This is a genomic window from Streptomyces sp. NPDC043427, assembly GCF_056436655.1.
Map to the genome: position 1 here is coordinate 23,393 of NZ_JBWKCC010000014.1, position 16,121 is coordinate 39,513.

The 16,121-nt window shown below is 70.1% G+C and carries 15 protein-coding genes and 2 pseudogenes; 4 read left to right on the plus strand and 13 right to left on the minus strand.

The genetic code is table 11. The features are described from left to right. Positions 1–5: 5 nt before the first annotated feature. From AC067M_RS22430 to AC067M_RS22455, 6 genes are all read right to left on the minus strand, one after another. The gene (locus AC067M_RS22430; RefSeq protein WP_478698778.1) at positions 6–1,166 is read right to left on the minus strand and encodes a serine hydrolase domain-containing protein; all 1,161 of its coding nucleotides are present in this window, start codon (positions 1,164–1,166) and stop codon (positions 6–8) included. Between the two features lie 238 nt (positions 1,167–1,404). Beyond that, positions 1,405–1,851 (minus strand): organic hydroperoxide resistance protein, encoded by a 447-nt coding sequence (locus tag AC067M_RS22435; RefSeq protein WP_133928752.1) that lies wholly within the window; start codon positions 1,849–1,851, stop codon positions 1,405–1,407. A 107-nt stretch (positions 1,852–1,958) separates the two neighbouring features. Beyond that, positions 1,959–2,420, minus strand: coding sequence for a MarR family winged helix-turn-helix transcriptional regulator (locus AC067M_RS22440; RefSeq protein ID WP_478698779.1), 462 nt, complete (start codon positions 2,418–2,420; stop codon positions 1,959–1,961). Positions 2,421–2,430: 10 nt separating this feature from the next. After that, positions 2,431–3,213: an energy-coupling factor ABC transporter ATP-binding protein gene (locus tag AC067M_RS22445; protein ID WP_478698780.1), complete on the minus strand. Its 783-nt coding sequence runs from the start codon at positions 3,211–3,213 to the stop codon at positions 2,431–2,433. Then, positions 3,201–3,962 (minus strand): cobalt ECF transporter T component CbiQ, encoded by a 762-nt coding sequence (gene cbiQ / locus AC067M_RS22450; protein WP_478698781.1) that lies wholly within the window; start codon positions 3,960–3,962, stop codon positions 3,201–3,203. The genes AC067M_RS22445 and cbiQ overlap by 13 nt, the downstream gene beginning before the upstream one ends. Positions 3,963–3,966: 4 nt before the next feature. Then, positions 3,967–5,013 carry an energy-coupling factor ABC transporter permease gene (locus AC067M_RS22455; protein WP_478698782.1) on the minus strand — a complete coding sequence of 349 codons (1,047 nt, stop codon included), beginning with the start codon at positions 5,011–5,013 and terminating at the stop codon, positions 3,967–3,969. 169 nt (positions 5,014–5,182) lie between these two features. On the opposite strand from AC067M_RS22455, the gene AC067M_RS22460 reads away from it, so the two are divergent. Beyond that, the gene (locus AC067M_RS22460) at positions 5,183–5,539 is read left to right on the plus strand and encodes an SsgA family sporulation/cell division regulator (RefSeq protein ID WP_478698783.1); all 357 of its coding nucleotides are present in this window, start codon (positions 5,183–5,185) and stop codon (positions 5,537–5,539) included. Between the two features lie 103 nt (positions 5,540–5,642). On the opposite strand, the gene AC067M_RS22465 is transcribed toward AC067M_RS22460, so the two are convergent. The 3 genes and pseudogenes from AC067M_RS22465 to AC067M_RS22475 all read right to left on the minus strand — a co-directional run. Continuing rightward, entirely contained in the window at positions 5,643–7,322 is a 1,680-nt protein-coding gene (locus tag AC067M_RS22465; protein ID WP_478698784.1) for a penicillin-binding transpeptidase domain-containing protein, read from the minus strand. Positions 7,323–7,438: 116 nt separating this feature from the next. Further along, positions 7,439–9,076, minus strand: a complete 1,638-nt coding sequence (locus tag AC067M_RS22470) for a penicillin-binding transpeptidase domain-containing protein (protein ID WP_478698785.1) — start codon at positions 9,074–9,076, stop codon at positions 7,439–7,441. 302 nt (positions 9,077–9,378) lie between these two features. Further along, positions 9,379–9,660, minus strand: a pseudogene (locus tag AC067M_RS22475) (tyrosine-type recombinase/integrase); the annotation flags it as partial. Positions 9,661–9,925: 265 nt separating this feature from the next. On the opposite strand from AC067M_RS22475, the pseudogene AC067M_RS22480 reads away from it, so the two are divergent. After that, positions 9,926–11,150, plus strand: a pseudogene (locus AC067M_RS22480) (IS701 family transposase). Here the strand turns inward: AC067M_RS22480 and AC067M_RS22485 are convergent. The 4 genes from AC067M_RS22485 to AC067M_RS22500 all read right to left on the minus strand — a co-directional run bounded on the left by AC067M_RS22485 (position 11,134) and on the right by AC067M_RS22500 (position 14,516). Then, on the minus strand, positions 11,134–11,499 hold the full coding sequence (locus AC067M_RS22485; RefSeq protein ID WP_478698786.1) for a VOC family protein: 366 nt from the start codon (positions 11,497–11,499) through the stop codon (positions 11,134–11,136). The pseudogene AC067M_RS22480 and the gene AC067M_RS22485 overlap by 17 nt on opposite strands. A gap of 10 nt (positions 11,500–11,509) precedes the next feature. Then, positions 11,510–12,151 (minus strand): TetR/AcrR family transcriptional regulator, encoded by a 642-nt coding sequence (locus tag AC067M_RS22490; RefSeq protein WP_478698787.1) that lies wholly within the window; start codon positions 12,149–12,151, stop codon positions 11,510–11,512. Positions 12,152–12,263: 112 nt separating this feature from the next. After that, positions 12,264–12,386: a hypothetical protein gene (locus AC067M_RS22495; RefSeq protein ID WP_478698788.1), complete on the minus strand. Its 123-nt coding sequence runs from the start codon at positions 12,384–12,386 to the stop codon at positions 12,264–12,266. Positions 12,387–12,773: 387 nt separating this feature from the next. Next, positions 12,774–14,516 (minus strand): dolichyl-phosphate-mannose--protein mannosyltransferase, encoded by a 1,743-nt coding sequence (locus AC067M_RS22500; RefSeq protein WP_478698789.1) that lies wholly within the window; start codon positions 14,514–14,516, stop codon positions 12,774–12,776. Between the two features lie 106 nt (positions 14,517–14,622). Between AC067M_RS22500 and rsmI the strand changes: the two genes are divergently transcribed. Together rsmI and AC067M_RS22510 are read left to right on the plus strand one after the other, a co-directional pair. Continuing rightward, the gene (rsmI, locus tag AC067M_RS22505) at positions 14,623–15,468 is read left to right on the plus strand and encodes a 16S rRNA (cytidine(1402)-2'-O)-methyltransferase (RefSeq protein WP_478698790.1); all 846 of its coding nucleotides are present in this window, start codon (positions 14,623–14,625) and stop codon (positions 15,466–15,468) included. 250 nt (positions 15,469–15,718) lie between these two features. Next, a complete protein-coding gene (locus AC067M_RS22510) occupies positions 15,719–16,102 on the plus strand; it encodes a hypothetical protein (protein WP_478698791.1) in 384 nt (127 codons plus the stop codon). Positions 16,103–16,121 lie beyond the last annotated feature (19 nt).

Sequence of the window (16,121 nt, forward strand, 5' to 3'; positions counted from 1 at the left end):
CTGCGTCACGCGAGCGCGGTGCGCACCGCCCGTACCAACGCCTGCGCCCTCGGATCCGCCGTCACGCTCTTGCGGAAGCCGTTCGTCACATAGCCGAACGCGATGCCGGAGTCCGGGTCGGCGAAGCCGAGGGCGCCGCCGCGCCCCGGGTGGCCGAAGGAGCCGGGGGAGAGGAGGGGGGACGCGCTGCCGTGGAGCATGTAGCCGAGGCCGAAGCGGGTGCCGACGACGAGGACGCGGTCCGGGCCCGCCGACTGCTCGCCGCGCGCCAGGTCGACGGTCTCGGGGGTGAACAGCCGTGTGCCGCCGTCGACTTCACCGATGAGCGAGGCGTAGAAGCGGGCCAGGCCCTCCGCGGTCGCGATGCCGTTGGAGGCGGGCAGGGCGGCGCTCCGGTACGCGGGGTCGTTCTCGTCCGGCAGCGGGGTGATCGCGGCGAACGCGCGCCGGGTGAGCGACTCGGGGTCGGCGTAGGCCTCGGAGACGGCCCGCTTGGGGCGGGTCCGCAGCGCGCCCGTCTGTACCGGCGCCTCGACCTGGCCCACCCGGCCCACGCGCCCGGCCTCGCCCGGCGGCAGCCCCAGCCACAGGTCCGCCCCGACCGGCCCGGCGATCTCGGTCGCGATCCACTCCCCGATCGGACGGCCGGTGACCCGGCGCGCCAGCTCGCCGGTCAGCCAGCTGTACGTCTGCGCGTGGTACCCGTGGTCCGTCCCCGGCTCCCACACCGGTGCCTGCGCCGCGACCGCCTGTGCGCCGAGCGCCGGGTCGGCGGCCTCGGCCGGTGTCAGCGGCCGGTCGAGCACCGGCACGCCCGCGCGGTGCGCGAGCAGATGCCGTACGAGGGTCCGCTCCTTGCCCGCCGCCTTGTACTCGGGCCAGTACGCGCCCACCGGGGCGTCCAGGTCCAGCTCCCCGCGCTGGTGCAGCAGCAGGAGTACGGCGGCGGCGACGCCCTTCGTCGCCGAGCGGACGATCTGGGCCGTGCCCCGCTCCCAGGCCGCCGTGCCGTCGACGTCCTTCGTGCCGCCCCACAGGTCGACGACCTTGTGCCCGTCCCGGTAGACGGTCACCGCCGCCCCCCGGTCCCCGAGCGCCTCGAAGTTGCCCGCGAACGCCTCCCTGACCGGCTCGAAGCCCTCGGCGACTGTGCCGTTCACGTCCACGCCCGCACTTCCCTCCGGCTCGCCTGCGACAGTGCGGGCAACACCCGGAGGGGGCCTGCGATTCCCTGGTCCCGCTAGTGCTGTGACCGGAAAGGTTTGCCGGGAAGCTCGCGGCGTCCGGTGCGGTGCCTCGCAAGGCGGAGCATGACCCGCGTACTGGATGTACTCGGGTGATGCGCCAACGCGGCGAGGTGCCGTGCCGGGCGTCGCGAGCCGGTGAACCTTTCCGGTCGCAGCACTAGCCGAGCAGGATCGTTACCTCGATGTTGCCGCGGGTCGCGTTGGAGTACGGGCAGACCTCGTGGGCCGCGTCCACCAGTTTCGCGGCGACGTCCGCGTCGAGCACCGGGAGCGAGACGCTCAGGGCGACGGCGAGACCGTAGCCGCGCTGCTTGTTGGGGCCGATGCCGACCTTCGCGGCGACCGTGGAGCCGGTGAGATCGAAGCCCGCCCGGCGGCCGACCAGGACGAGGGCGTTGTGGAAGCAGGAGCTGTAGCCGGCCGCGAACAGCTGCTCGGGGTTGGTGCCATTGCCGTCGCCGCCCAGCTCCGGGGGCATCGCGACCTTCAGCTCGATCTGGCCGTCCTGGCTGGTGACATAGCCGTCCCGGCCGCCGTGCGCGGTGGCCTCGGCGACGTACATGATCTTCGTTGGACGGGTGTCGGCGGCGGTGCCGTCAGTCATGGCCGGGTCCCCCCAGGACAAGTGCGCACGAGTACATCGTGCACAAGGTACTCGTGAGTAGCGGTGGTGTTTCTTACCAGGGGGTAGCAACCGCGGGTAACCCGAGGTCAGCGTCGCCGCTCCGCCGCCGCCTCGGCCCGCCGCGCCAGCTGCCACAGTTCCTCGCGCATTCTCGCCACCGCCGCCATGTCGAGCCCTGTCGCCCCGAGAAGTGCGCCGGGCACCCGAGTCGCGCGCTCCTTGAGCTCCTCCGCGCGCCCCGTGCACACCACGAGCACCGAGCGCTCGTCCCGCGCTGAGCGCTCCCGGCGCACCAGGCCTGCCGCCTCCAGCCGCTTCAGCAGCGGCGAGACGGTCCCGTAGTCGAGCCGCAGGGCCTCGGCCAGCTCCTTGACCGTGGTCTCGCCCCGCTCCCACAGCACCAGCAGCACCAGGTACTGCGGGTAGGTGAGACCGAGCTCGTCGAGGAGCGGCCGGTACGCGGCCGTCACCGCGCGCTGGGCCGCGTACAGCGCGAAGCACAGCTGCTCGTCGAGGAGCAGCGAGCTCTCGGGGTCCTCGTTCGTCACGCGCCCATTGTCACGGACGGTCCGTGCCCGCCGTCACGGGACGCACGGAACGCGGGTCGAAGCCGAAGGGGAGCTCCAGACGGTGGGCGCGCATCAGCTCGTCGTCGCCGAGCAGCTCCGCCGTCTTCCCGTCCGCCGCGATCACCCCGTCGCTCAGGATCAGCGAGCGGGGGCACAGCTCCAGCGCGTACGGCAGGTCGTGGGTGACCATCAGGACGGTCACGTCCAACGAGCGCAGGATGTCGGCGAGTTCGCGGCGGGAGGCGGGGTCGAGGTTGGAGGAGGGCTCGTCCAGGACGAGGATCTCCGGCTCCATCGCCAGCACGGTCGCCACGGCCACCCGGCGCCGCTGGCCGAAGGAGAGGTGGTGCGGCGGGCGCTCCTTGAACTCCGCCATGCCGACCCGCTCCAGCGCCCGGTCGACACGCTCCTCCAGCTCGGGCCCCTTGATTCCGGCGGCGGCCGGCCCGAACGCCACGTCCTCGCGGACCGTCGGCATGAACAGCTGGTCGTCCGGGTCCTGGAAGACGATGCCGACCTTGCGCCGGATCTCCGCCATGTGCCGCTTGCTCACCGGCAGCCCGGCAACCGTCACCGTGCCCGTGCCGCCGCTCAGGATGCCGTTGAGGTGCAGTACGAGCGTCGTCTTGCCGGCGCCGTTCGGCCCGAGCAGCGCGACCCGCTCACCGCGCTCGATCGAGAAGTCCACACCGAACAGGGCCTGGTGGCCGTCGGGGTAGGCGAAGGCGAGGCCGGAGACCTCCAGGGAAAGAGAAGCAGTCACAGGGCCCATCCCAGCAGACAGACGACGAAGGCGGCGAACGGGAGGGCGAGGGCGTACGACCACTGCGCCCGGGAGGCGGTCACCTCGTCGATGACGGGCATCGAACCGGCGTACCCCCGGCTGACCATGGCCAGGTGCACCCGCTCGCCGCGCTCGTAGGAGCGGATGAACAGCGCGCCCGCCGACTTCGCGAGCACACCCCAGTGCCGTACGCCCTTGGCTTCGAAGCCGCGCGACTCGCGGGCGATCCGCATGCGGCGCATCTCGTCGGTGATGACGTCGCCGTAGCGGATCATGAAGGACGCGATCTGCACCAGCAGCGGCGGGAGCTTCAACCGCTGGAGGCCGAGGAGGAGTTCGCGCAGTTCGGTGGTGGCGGCGAGGAGGACGGAGGCGGCGACGCCGAGGGTGCCCTTGGCGAGCACGTTCCAGGCGCCCCACAGGCCGTTGACGCTCAGGGACATGCCCAGCACCTCGACCCGCTCGCCCTCCGCCACGAACGGCATCAGTACGGCGAACGCGACGAACGGCACCTCGATCAGCAGCCGCCGCAGCAGAAAGCCGGCCGGTACGCGCGAGAGGCGGGCGACCAGGCCAAGCAGCACCGCGTACAGACCGAACGCCCACATCGCCTCCCGTGGTGTGGACACCACGACCACCACGAAGGCGAAGGCGGCGGCGAGCTTGGTGTGCGGCGGCAGACCGTGCACGGGGGAGTGCCCGTGCCGGTAGAGCTTGTGCGCGTGTCCGGCACCCATGACGTCAGACGTTCTCGACGGCCGTGGGGGACGCGTCCGCCGTACGGCGCCTGCGCACCGCCCAGAACACGCCGCTGCCCGCGACGACGGTGACTCCGACGCCGATCACGCCCGCGAGGCCACCGGAGAGGCGGGCGTCGGTGATGTCCTTCACGCCGTAGTCGGCGAGCGGGGAGTCGGAGGACGCGTGCTTCTCGGTCTTCTTGTCGATGCCCTTGTCGGCGGCGACCTTCTCCAGGCCGTCGGGGCTGGCCGAGGCGTAGAAGCTGACGAACCCGGCGAGCACCAGGGACGTGACGAGGCCGGTGATCCACACCGTGCGGTGGGACCGCGCGGCGACCGGCACCGGCGCGGTGTCCGGCGCGTCGACGAGCTCGCCGTTCACCCGCAGCTTGAGCTTCTGCGTCAGACCGCGCGCCCCGTACACGAGATCGGGCCGTACGGCGATGACCGCGCCCACGGTCAGCGCGGTGATCGCGGCCTCGCCGAGGCCGATCAGCACATGCACGCCGATCATCGCGGTGGCGACCTTGCCGATCGACACGTCCGTGGTGCCGCCGACCGCGTAGAGCAGCGTGAAGGCGACGGCGGCGGCCGGGACGGAGAGCAGCGCGGCGACGAAGGAGGCGGCGGTGACGGAACGCCGGGTGCGCGGCAGCACCTTCACCAGGCCCCGGAAGACGGCGTAGGCCACGATCGTCGTCACGATCGCCATGTCGGTGATGTTCACGCCGAGCGCGGTCAGTCCGCCGTCGGCGAAGAGGATGCCCTGCATCAGCAGGACCACGGAGACACACAGGACCCCGGTGAAGGGGCCCACGAGTATCGCGGCCAGCGCACCACCCAGGAGATGACCGCTCGTCCCGGCCGCCACGGGGAAGTTGAGCATCTGTACCGCGAAGATGAACGCGGCCACCAGACCGGCCAGCGGCGCCGTCCGCTCGTCGAGTTCGCGCCGCGCGCCGCGCAGGCTCACGGCGATGGCGCCCGCGGCGACGACTCCGGTCACGGCGGAGGTCGGGGCGTTGATGAATCCGTCAGGTACGTGCACCGTTCGATGATAGTGGCTTGATGCGAACGATTCGCAAGAGCGCATCAGTCGTGCATCGCGGGTGTGAGATACGCCGGTCCCGGGAAGCGCGCTCCGGAAAATATGCGACATTGGATGGGAAGCGGATGCACAGCTTTCGCATAGGTCACGCAGTGTAAGGGGCCGTCGGATGTCCGTAGTCGAACAGTACGCGCGAGCCCATGTCGTCACGGACGCGGACCTGGTCGAGGAAGAACACGCGGCCGTCCCCGTCATGCTGCGCTACGACCCCGAGACCGACCCCCGTACGGTCCGGGTCCGCCTCCCCGGCACCACCGAATGGACCTTCTCGCGCTCCCTGCTCGAACAGGGCCTGCGCGCGCCCGCCGCCTCCGGAAACGTCCGCGTATGGCCCTGCGGACGCGTCCAGGCCGTCGTCGAGTTCCACTCCGCCCAGGGCGTCTCGGTCGTGCAGTTCGAGTCCAAGACGCTGCTGCGCTTTCTGCGTCGTACATACATGGCGGCGGCGAAGCCGGTGCCCCACTAGGGGCTTGGTCGAGGCCCGGCCGGCACCTCCAGGTCGGGGGACGGCCGCTCGCACGGCGTCGTGGAGTCCGGGCGGAACGGGGTGGTCCGCAGGCGTGAACCGCTCAGCCGCCCGCCTTGAGCAGTGCCGCCACGATCGGGCCCGCCGTGTCGCCGCCGTGGCCGCCCGCCTGGACGACGCCGGCTGCGGCGAGGTCGCCGCGGTAGGCGGTGAACCAGCCGTTGGGCTTCTTCTGGCCGTCGACCTCGGCCGAGCCGGTCTTGGCGCCGTAGTCGGGGCCGAGGCCGGACATCGCCTCGGCGGCGGTGCCGGCGGCGGCGGTGTACTGCATCAGCTCACGGAGCTGGGACAGCGTGGACGCGGACATCGTGCGCGAGGCCTTGGCCAGCGTGCGGTCGTCGACCGACGGAGCGACCAGGTACGGCTGGTGGAAGGAGCCCGCCTTGACCGTCGCGGCGACGGACGCCATGTTCAGCGGGTTCATCCGCACCCCGCCCTGACCGATGAGCGAGGCCGCCATCTGGGCCTGCGACTGCACCGGCACCCGGCCGTCGAAGGTCGGGACACCGATCGCCCAGTTGTTCATCGACAGGCCGAACACCTGCTGCGCCTGCTTGGTCAGGTCGTCGTTCTTCAGGTCGGGCGCCTGGCTGATGAAGGCCGTGTTGCAGGAGCGGGCGAAGCTCGCCTTGAACGTGCCGCGCTTGATCTCGAACTTGTCGTCGTTCTGGAACTTCCAGCCGCCGTAGGTGAAGTACTTCGGGCACGGGTGTTTCTTGTCCGCCTTCGCGAGCCCCTTGTCGAGCAGCAGCGAGGAGGTGATGACCTTCATCGTGGAGCCGGGGGCGAGGGAACCCTGGAACGCGGTGTTGAAGTGGGGGTTGGAGTTGGCCACCGCGAGGATCTCGCCGGTCGAGGGGCGCATCAGTACGACCGATGCCCGCGCCTTCTTGGCCACCTGCGCCTCGGCGTCGGCCTGGAGGCCGGGGCTCAGCGTCGTCTTCACCGTGCCCGGGGTGCCCTCGCTGAGTTCGAGGAGCGTCTTGTCGGAGGCCTTCTTGGCCTTCGACTCCTTCCCGCGGATCACCCGCAGCTCGACGCCTGCCTTCCCGCCGGCCTTCTTGCCGTACTTCTCGCGCAGCCCGTCGAGGACCGGCTCCAGGGACGGGTACTTCTTGGTGGTCAGCTCCCCGCCGTCCCGGTCGAGCGCCTTCACCGGCGGGGTGCCGGACTCACCGGTGACGAGCGTGTCGCCGTCCTGGAGGTCGGGGTGGACCACGGAGGCGTGCCAGTCGACCAGCGGCTTGCCGTCCTTCGCCCGCCGGACGACGGTCAGCGCGCTCTCGTAGGCCAGCGGCTTGCGGACGCCCTTGTACTCGACTGTGCCCTTCACGGAGAACGGCACCTCGTCGCCCTTGCGCGGGCTCGCGGTGAGCGTCACGTCCTTGACGTGGGCGTCCTTGGTGTAGCCGGTCAGGAGGGAGGCGGCGGCCGTGGAGTCGTCCGTGCCGGCGGCCGCCTCCGCGACCTCACCCCGCTGCCAGGCCGTGAGGAACGTCCGGGCCGCGGTGGTCACCTCGGTCGCCGACAGCGGTCCGGTCTTGACCGACGGCGACTTCTCGCCCGCCGAGGCCGACGCGTTCGTACCGTCGTCGGCCGCCGCTCCGCCGCCGTACAGCGCGTAGACACCGAAGCCGGCGCCACCGACGACTATGGCGATCATCCCGCCGATGACGGCGGGGTTCGTCTTCCGCCGCTCGGCGGCGCGCCCTCTCTTGCCCACTGCTTGCGTTCCTCCGCGTGATCGTGGAGGGCGCCCCCACCGCCCCACTGCCCTCGTTGTCCTCACACACCCCAACGACGGCAACCACACTAGAGTCCCGATCTCCGTGGGTGACGTCAGCCACCAATTCGTAGCACGGCTGCGACAATCGGACCGGCCGCGTCGATGCCGTGACCGCCGTCCTGGACCATGGCCGCCGCGGCGACGTCGTTTCGGTACCCGGTGAACCAGCTGTCGGACTTGGACTGTCCGCCGATCTCCGCGGAACCGGTCTTCGCGCCGATCCGGCCACTCAGCCCGGACATCACACCGGCGGCGGTGCCGCTGGTGGCCGTGCGGTTCATCATGGCGCGCAGCTGCTGCACCGTACTCGCGGACAGGCCCTTCGCGGTGGCCAGTTCGCGGTCGTCGAGGCTCTGCGCCACGATCACCGGCTGCCGGAAGGCGCCCGTCATCGCGGTCGCCGTGACCGACGCCATGTTGAGCGGGCTCATCTGGACCTGGCCCTGGCCGATGAGGTTGGCCGCCTTGTCCGGGCCGCCGGCCGCGGGGATCGAGCCGTCGAAGGACGGGATGCCGGTCTTCCAGTTGTCCTGGCCGAGCCCGAAGCGGCTCTGGGCCTCCTCGGTCAGCGACTCCGTCTTCAGGGACTTCACGTACTTGATGAAGGCGGTGTTGCAGGAGACGGCGAAGCTGTCGGCGAGCGTGGCGCTCTCGTTGGGCTTCATGTCCTTGAGGTTGTGGAAGGTCTGGCCCTCCCACAGCACGGTGTCGGGGCAGGGCGCGGGACCGGTCGCGGTGGTGAGCCCGTTGTCGATGAGGGTCGCCGCGGTGACGATCTTCATGGTGGAGCCGGGCGGGACCTGGCCCAGGAACGCCGCGTTGAAGCCGTCGTCGCGGTGGTTGGCGACGGCCAGCACCTCACCCGTGCTCGGCTTCACGGCCACGACCGAGGACTGCCCGTACTTCTTCACCGCCTGCTCGGCTGCCGCCTGCGCGCTCGCGCTGATCGTCGTGGGCAGCTTGCCCGCCTTGCCCTTGGCGAGGGTCAGCAGCGTGGTGTCGGCGGTGTTCGCGTCGGCGTGGTGGATCGCCAGCTCGACGGCGGCCGTGCCGCCCGCCTGCTCGCCGTACTTGGCGCGCAGTTCGTCCAGGATCGGGCCGAGGGAGGGGTACTTCTCCTTCGTCAGGACCTTGCCGTCGCGGTCGACGGCCTCGATGGGCGGGCTCGCCGACTCGCCGGTGACGAGCGTGTCGTCCATGTTCTTCAACGCGGGGTACACGACGGAGGGCTGCCAGTCGACCAGCGCCTTCCCGGTCGACACCCCGCGCACCACGGTCAGCGTGCTCTTGTAGTCGAGCGCCTTGGACTTCCCGTCGTACGACACCTTCGCCTTGACCGTGAAGGGCACGGTGTCGCCGTTGGCCTTCCCGGGCGTGATCTTCACGCCGGTGATGTGGGCGGCCTCGCTGTACGACGTGAGCAGCGGCTCCGCCTTCTCCGCGTTGTTGGTGTACGCGGCGGCCGTCGTCGCTTCGCCCTTCTCCCAGGCCGCGAAGAACCCGGCGGTCGTCTCCTTCACTTCCGAACTGGTCGGCGGACCGCTCTTCTTCGTCGTCGCGGTCGTGGTCGATCCGCCCGTGGTCCCGCTGTCGTTCAGTGCCGACAGGATGTTGTAGCCCCCGTACCCGGCCCCACCCACCATCACCGCGAACACCGTGCCGACTATGCCGGCCTTGGCCCCCTTGTGCATGCCCCGTCCCCTCTTCCGTTCCCCGTAGGACCTTCCCCCGCATTTTCTGAACACGTTCAGAAAATCGGTCGCGCCTCGCACTGTAAGCGGAAGGAAGGGCTACTGGGGCAGGTGTTCAGGGAACTTGTGTCCTAACGGAGATCAGGGACATGACTCAGACCCACGTATCCAGCCACGTACGTGAACGCCAGGAGTCGATGGGAGTCGCCGTCCCCGTGTACAGCGGCCAGAAGTAGATGAAGTCTGCGCGATTCGGCCCCGTGGGGCCCCGACCAGGGTGTTTGCCGCTGGTCGGGGCCGTATCAGGCTGCTTGGGCCGTCTCTGGGCCGTGATCTTGAGGATTCGATGCCAGAAAGAGGCTGTCGACAGCCTTGCGCGTGCGTCCCTCACTGCTCGGCATGAGGTGCGTGTACGTCCGCAGAGTGAACCCGGGATCGCTGTGCCCCAGGTACTGACTCAGGGCCCGGATGTTCTCGCCCGCGTCCAGCAGGACCGACGCGTAGAAGTGCCTGAGCGCGTGCATGCCGTGTTCAGGGGTCGACGCGTACCGTTTGCCTGCCTCCCGCGTCGGGATAATGCCGGCGCGGCTCCTGTGCTCGTTTACCTAGTGCTGCGACCGGAAAGGTTCACCGGCTCGCGACGCCCGGCACGGCACCTCGCCGCGTTGTCGCATCACCCGAGTACATCCAGTACGCGGGTCATGCTCCGCCTTGCGAGGCACCGCACCGGACGCCGCGAGCTTCCCGGCAAACCTTTCCGGTCACAGCACTAGCGGCCAGCCATGACGAACTGTGGGCGAGGCTCAGCAAGCGCATCCCGCGCGTTGGCGGGAGGCGTTCGAGGTGGCCATGGGCCGTATCGCGGCCCGCTTCGCGCGGGTCGAACCCCGTTTGCGGGCCGGGCGGTTGGTGCTGGGCCTGCTGGCGGACCTGCCGCGCAAGAACTGCTGGACGATCGCCGAGTGGGCCGGGGAGGCCGGCCCGCACGGCATGCAGCACCTGCTGTCCCGGGCCTCCTGGGACGCCGATGCCGTCCGCGACGATGTCCGCGACTACGTCGTCGAGCACCTCCACGACGAGGCCGCGGTGCTGGTCGTCGACGAGACCGGCGACGTGAAGAAGGGCATGCACACCGTCGGGGTCCAGCGCCAGTACACCGGCACCGCCGGGCGGATCGAGAACTCCCAGGTCGCCGTCTACCTCGTCTACGCCGGCCAGCGCGGGCACGCGGCGGTGGACCGGGAGCTGTACATCCCGCGCTCCTGGACGTGCGACCCGGACCGCTGCCGGGCCGCAGGACTCGGCGAGGACACCGTCTTCGCGACCAAGCCGGAACTGGCCCGGGTGAGGATCGAACGGTTCCTGGCCGCCGGACACCGCGTCGGCTGGGTGACGGGGACGAGGTCTACGGCGGCAACCCGAAACTGCGGACGGCTCTGGAGGACCGCGGCATCGGTTACGTCCTCGCGGTGGCCTGCTCAGGCAGTTCCGAGCCGATGCCCTGGCGAAGAAGGTGCCGAAGCGGGCCTGGCAGAAGCTCTCGGCCGGACGCGGCGCAAAGGGACAGCGGTTCTACGACTGGGCCGTCATCGACCTCTCCGAAGCGGCACCGGGCCGCCACCAGCTGCTGATCCGCCGCAACCGCACCACTGCGAACTCGCCTACTACCGCTGCCACTCCACCGCGCCGGCATCCCTGGCCACCTGGTCAAGGTCGCAGGTTCCAGATGGCGGGTGGAGGAGACCTTCCAAAGCGAGAAGGGGCTGGCCGGGCTGGATGAGCACCAGGTCCGCCGCTACCCCTCCTGGGCCCGCTGGGTCACCCTCGCCATGCTCGCCCACGCGTTCCCGCCGTTGTCCGCGCCGACGAACACGCACACCGCCGCGCACCGGACGACCTGATCCCGCTGACCTGCAACGAGATCCAGCGCCTGTTCATCACTGTCGCTGTCCGCCCCGATCACGGCCCGGCCCACCGGCTCAGCTGGTCCACCTGGCGACGCCGCCATCAAGCCCGAGCCCGCGCCAGCCATTTCCGCCGACAAAGCCGGATGGCCGCTACCTGGGGGACATGACCTCGTAGAGGTTTCCGGCGTCATCGGTGAAGTACAGGCCGCGAGGGCACAACGGGTGGTCGATCCGGCCGTTGTCGGGCTCGCTGGGATCGTTGCCATAGGGCACCCCGGCGGAGATGAGCCGGGCGAGGATCTCATCGAAGGACGACGGGTCCACGTCGAAGGCCAGGTGGTGACCGACCGGATTTTCGACGGACATGAAGTCCAGCGTCAGGGAATCGTTGACCTGCACCGGCGCGAAATGCCGGTCTGCGCCTTGATAGTCCAGCCCCATGACGGAGGCGAAGAAGCGCGCGGCCGCCTCGTTGTCGACGGCTGGAACGATGGTGTGGTTCAGCGTGATGGACATGCTCCGTCTCTCAGATCTCGACTGGCTGGGACAGGACGCCGTGCAGGAAGACGTCGACGAGGTCGCACACTCGCAATTGCTGCGCCGGATCCGTCGGCTCGCCTCCGGTTGGCGGCCTGCCGGCCCCGACGAACAGGAGACCCAGGAAGATCAATGCCGCCTGCTCGGGAGGCAACCGCAGCGACTTCCTCTCAGGCTCGAAGAGTTCGGCCAGCGCCTCTCGAACGGGCAGGGAACCGGCCGCACGATCAGGCGGGGCCCCTGCGCCGCCGGGACGGCCACTTCGTTCCCGCCCGCCCGTCGCATGAAGCGCCCCGACCACCGCGCCGACACGGTCCAGGTGGGCGTGCAGCGCCGAGGCAGCCTCGGTCAGCCGGTCGGCGAGTGGCTGGTCCATGGACACCAGGGCGAGTTCGTCGAGGGCGTGGGCCGGACTGAGCGCCTCGGTCACGCACGCGTCCAGGAGTTCCTCCTTGTCCGCGAAGACGCGGAAGATGGTGCCCTCCCCGATGCCTGCGGCCCGGGCGACCTGGCGTGTCGTCACCGCGCTGCCGTGCTCGATCACGAGGGGAAGTGCGGCACGAACGATCATCTCCCGGCGGCTGTCGGGGTCCATCGCCGGTGCTCTTCGCCGACTGGGTGTGGTCGTCATGGAGGCAAGTATCGGAGTGAGTGCTCACTCCGGTCAATCGCCGACGCGGAGCGTGAACTCCGCCCGGTCACACGGCCGGACGCCTGAAGATCACGATCTACAGCTGGAGTACTTAGCTGCGAGCCAGGTGAGGCGAGGCGAACCGGGACAGACCGGCCTCCCGGACGTCGATGACGGCGTTGGCGTTCTTGCGCAGGATGATTCCTTCGCCAGGCAGCAGATCCTCATGACTCAACGGCGCTATCGCCACAACTCCCACTCCCCCTCCGAGTCCGCTACGTTCCTGCGCAGCGGGAGCAGCATTGCAACGCCCCCGTATGTCGCTGAAGACGAGCAGACTGTGAGCCTTCTTTGCGAATGAGCGCCCGTGGCGACACGGGCACAGCCGAGTGTGCGTCTGGACGGGGCGCGGACGGTGCGCAGTCCATGGCGCTGCTAAGAGGGCATCTCTACTGGTCAGGCAAAGATCGACCCTGCGATATTGAGGGGACTGTAGGTCTGCCGAGCTCCAGGGCCGGGCCGTCCTCGGGCCGTCCGAGGGGGACCGACGACAGCCACTGATGACCAACAACGACCAAGAGGGCGCGGTGGACTGCCGCGCCCTCTTGGTGTGTCTGCCCAGCTAGACCCACGTATCCAGCCACATCCGCGACCGCCACTGGTCGATCGGGATCGCCGTCCCGGTGTACAGCGGCCAGAAGTAGATGAAGTTCCAGGCGATCAGCAGCACCAGGACGCCCGCGCCCGTCGCGCCCGCGACGCGCCGGGTGTCGGAGGAGCCCGGGGGGCCGGCGAGGGCGCCGATGAGCATGGCCACCGCGAGGCAGAGGAAGGGGACGAAGACGACGGTGTAGAAGAGGAAGATCGTGCGGTCCTGGTAGAGGAACCAGGGGAGGTAGCCGGCCGCGATGCCGCAGGCGATCGCGCCCGCGCGCCAGTCACGGCGGAAGAACCAGCGCCACAGGACGTAGAGGAGCGCGAAGCAGGCGACCCACCACAGCAGCGGCGTGCCCAGGGCGAGCACCTCGCGCGCGCACTTCTCGCCCGCGTCGGCGGGGCAGCCGTCCTTGCCGGGGGCGGGCGACTCGTAGAAGAAGGAGACCGGGCGGCCCAGGACGATCCAGCTCCAGGGATTGGACTCGTAGGGGTGGGGCGAGGAGAGGTTGATGTTGAACTTGTAGACCTCGTGCTCGTAGTGCCACAGGCTCAGCCACCAGTCCGGGAACAGCCAGGACCAGCTGCTGGACCTGCCGTTGGCGGTGGCCCAGTCGCGGTAGTAACCGCCGGAGCCGTTGGCGGGGGAGAGGATCCAGCCCGTCCACGAGGCGATGTAGGTGAAGACCGCCACCGGGACCGTCGCCAGGAACGTGAGGCCCAGATCCCGCTTCAGCACCGCCGAGTACGGGTGACGGGCGCCGGCGACCTTGCGGGAGCCGACGTCCCACAGCACCGCCATCACGCAGAACGCGGCGAGGACGTACAGGCCGTTCCACTTGGTGCCGATGGCCAGGCCCAGCATCAGGCCCGCCAGCCAGCGCCAGGGACGCCACCCGAGGCGGGTGGTCTCGGCGGCCTGCGCGTCGGGGCGGTAGCGGCCCTCCGCGTCGGGCGGGATCGCCGCCGCGAGTTTCTCCCGCGTCCTGTCGCGGTCGACGACCAGACAGCCGAACGCGGCCAGCACGAAGAACATCAGCACACCGTCGAGCAGCGAAGCCCGGCTCATCACGAAGTGCATGCCGTCCACGGCCATCAGGGCACCCGCCAGGCACCCCAGGAACGTCGAGCGGAAAAGACGGCGGCCGATGCGGCACAGCATCAGCACGGAGAGCGTCCCCAGCAGCGCCGTCATGAAGCGCCAGCCGAAGGGATTGAACCCGAACATCAGCTCGCCGAGCCCGATGACGTACTTGCCGACCGGTGGATGCACGACATACGCCGCGTCCGACGGGATCGGGACGTGCCCGTTCGAGGACAGCACGAGGTCGTTGACGTTCTTGTCCCAGTTGACCTCGAAGCCGCGGTGGACGAGCGCCCAGGCGTCCTTGGCGTAGTACGTCTCGTCGAATATCACCGCCTTCGGGCTGCCCAGGTTCCAGAACCGCATCACGCCCGCCATCAGCGTCACCAGCAGCGGACCGCCCCAGCCGGACCAGCGCGTGATCCGGTCGGCGAGCACCGGCGGCACCCCGAACACCTGCCACAACCGGGGGCTGGGCTGGGCAAACGGCGGCACCAACCGCTCGCGAACATCGGCGGTGGGCTTCGCCGGGTATCCGAAACGGCGCAGCCGTTGCTGCCACGTCGGGCGCTGGTCGTGCGGCGCCTGGCCCTGGCGGGTGTCCGTGGAGGACGCGGTACTGGTCACCGCGCCATCGTAGGGAACCGTTCTTTGCGCGTCCTGTGCTTAGGGTCCTTACAGGACCGCTTGGCCCCCAACCGTGGCCGGGGCACGCCCCTGCGAGGATGGATATGTGACTGGAACCCTTGTTTTGGCGGGCACCCCCATCGGCGACATCTCGGACGCGCCGCCCCGGCTCGCGGAGGAACTGGCCGGCGCGGACGTCGTCGCGGCCGAGGACACGCGGCGGCTGCGGCGACTGACCCAGGCGCTGGGCGTGACGCCCAAGGGGCGTGTCGTGTCCTACTTCGAGGGCAACGAGTCCGCCCGTACGCCCGAACTGGTCGAGGAACTGATCGGCGGCGCGCGTGTGCTCCTCGTCACGGACGCCGGGATGCCGTCCGTGTCCGACCCCGGCTACCGGCTGGTCGCCGCGGCCGTCGAGAAGGACGTCCGGGTCACCGCTGTCCCCGGCCCGTCCGCCGTGCTCACCGCGCTGGCGCTTTCCGGCCTGCCCGTCGACCGGTTCTGCTTCGAGGGATTCCTGCCGCGCAAGGCCGGCGAGCGGCTGTCGCGGCTGCGCGAGGTCGCCGAGGAGCGGCGCACCCTCGTCTACTTCGAGGCCCCGCACCGGCTCGACGACACCCTCGCCGCGATGGCCGAGGCCTTCGGCGCGGAGCGGCGGGCCGCCGTCTGCCGCGAGCTGACCAAGACGTACGAGGAGGTCAGGCGCGGTCCGCTGGCCGAGCTGGCGGCGTGGGCGGCCGAGGGCGTACGGGGTGAGATCACCGTCGTCGTCGAGGGCGCGCCCGAGCGCGGACCCGAGGAACTCGACGCCGCGGAACTGGTGCGCAGGGTGCGTGTGCGCGAGGAGGCGGGGGAGCGGCGCAAGGAGGCCATCGCGGCGGTCGCGGCCGATGCGGGACTGCCGAAACGGGAGGTGTTCGACGCGGTGGTCGCGGCCAAGAACGCGCGGTGAATCCAGCGCTGAATTTCGGCCAGGGACGCCCTCTGAGCAGGGCGCATTTCCGATGAGCGGGCGCCCCATGGGCGGTTAAAGCGCGGGCGCGAAAGGCAAAGCCCAGCCCCCTCGACCGGGGCCGCTTCGGCAAGGAAAGTCCAAATCGGCTCCAACACTCGACAGGCCCGATGCGTTCACGTCCGCGGAGGCGTCCACTGGACCGAGGGGACAGACCCGTCCCCTCGCCCGGCGGAAACGAGGAGCTGGCATGAGTGAGACCGCCGTCGTCCACGAGTCGTATTCCTTCGTCTGCATGCGTTGCGGACACGGCTGGGAGCAGTCGTACGACATCGAGCACCACGTCGACGGGGAGGGCCGGGAGTTCGTGACCTACATAGCCGACGGCCGTGCCGTGCCGTCGCCGCTGAGCCGGCCCGCCTGCAGGAACTGCGACGGCCACGTCGTGCGCATCATGCGCGCGGGCCAGGTGTCCTCGGCGCTCAGCGCCGCGCGGCGACAGCCGTCGGTGCCCCGGCAGGGGGAGCGGGCCGAGGACGAGGCGGCACAGGACCGGCCGCAGGACGAGGCGGCCAGGGACCACCACTGGCACCTGTCCGACCTGCTGCACCCGTTCCAGCGCAAGGCGAGCTGAGCGAACGGGTTCGGGGGCG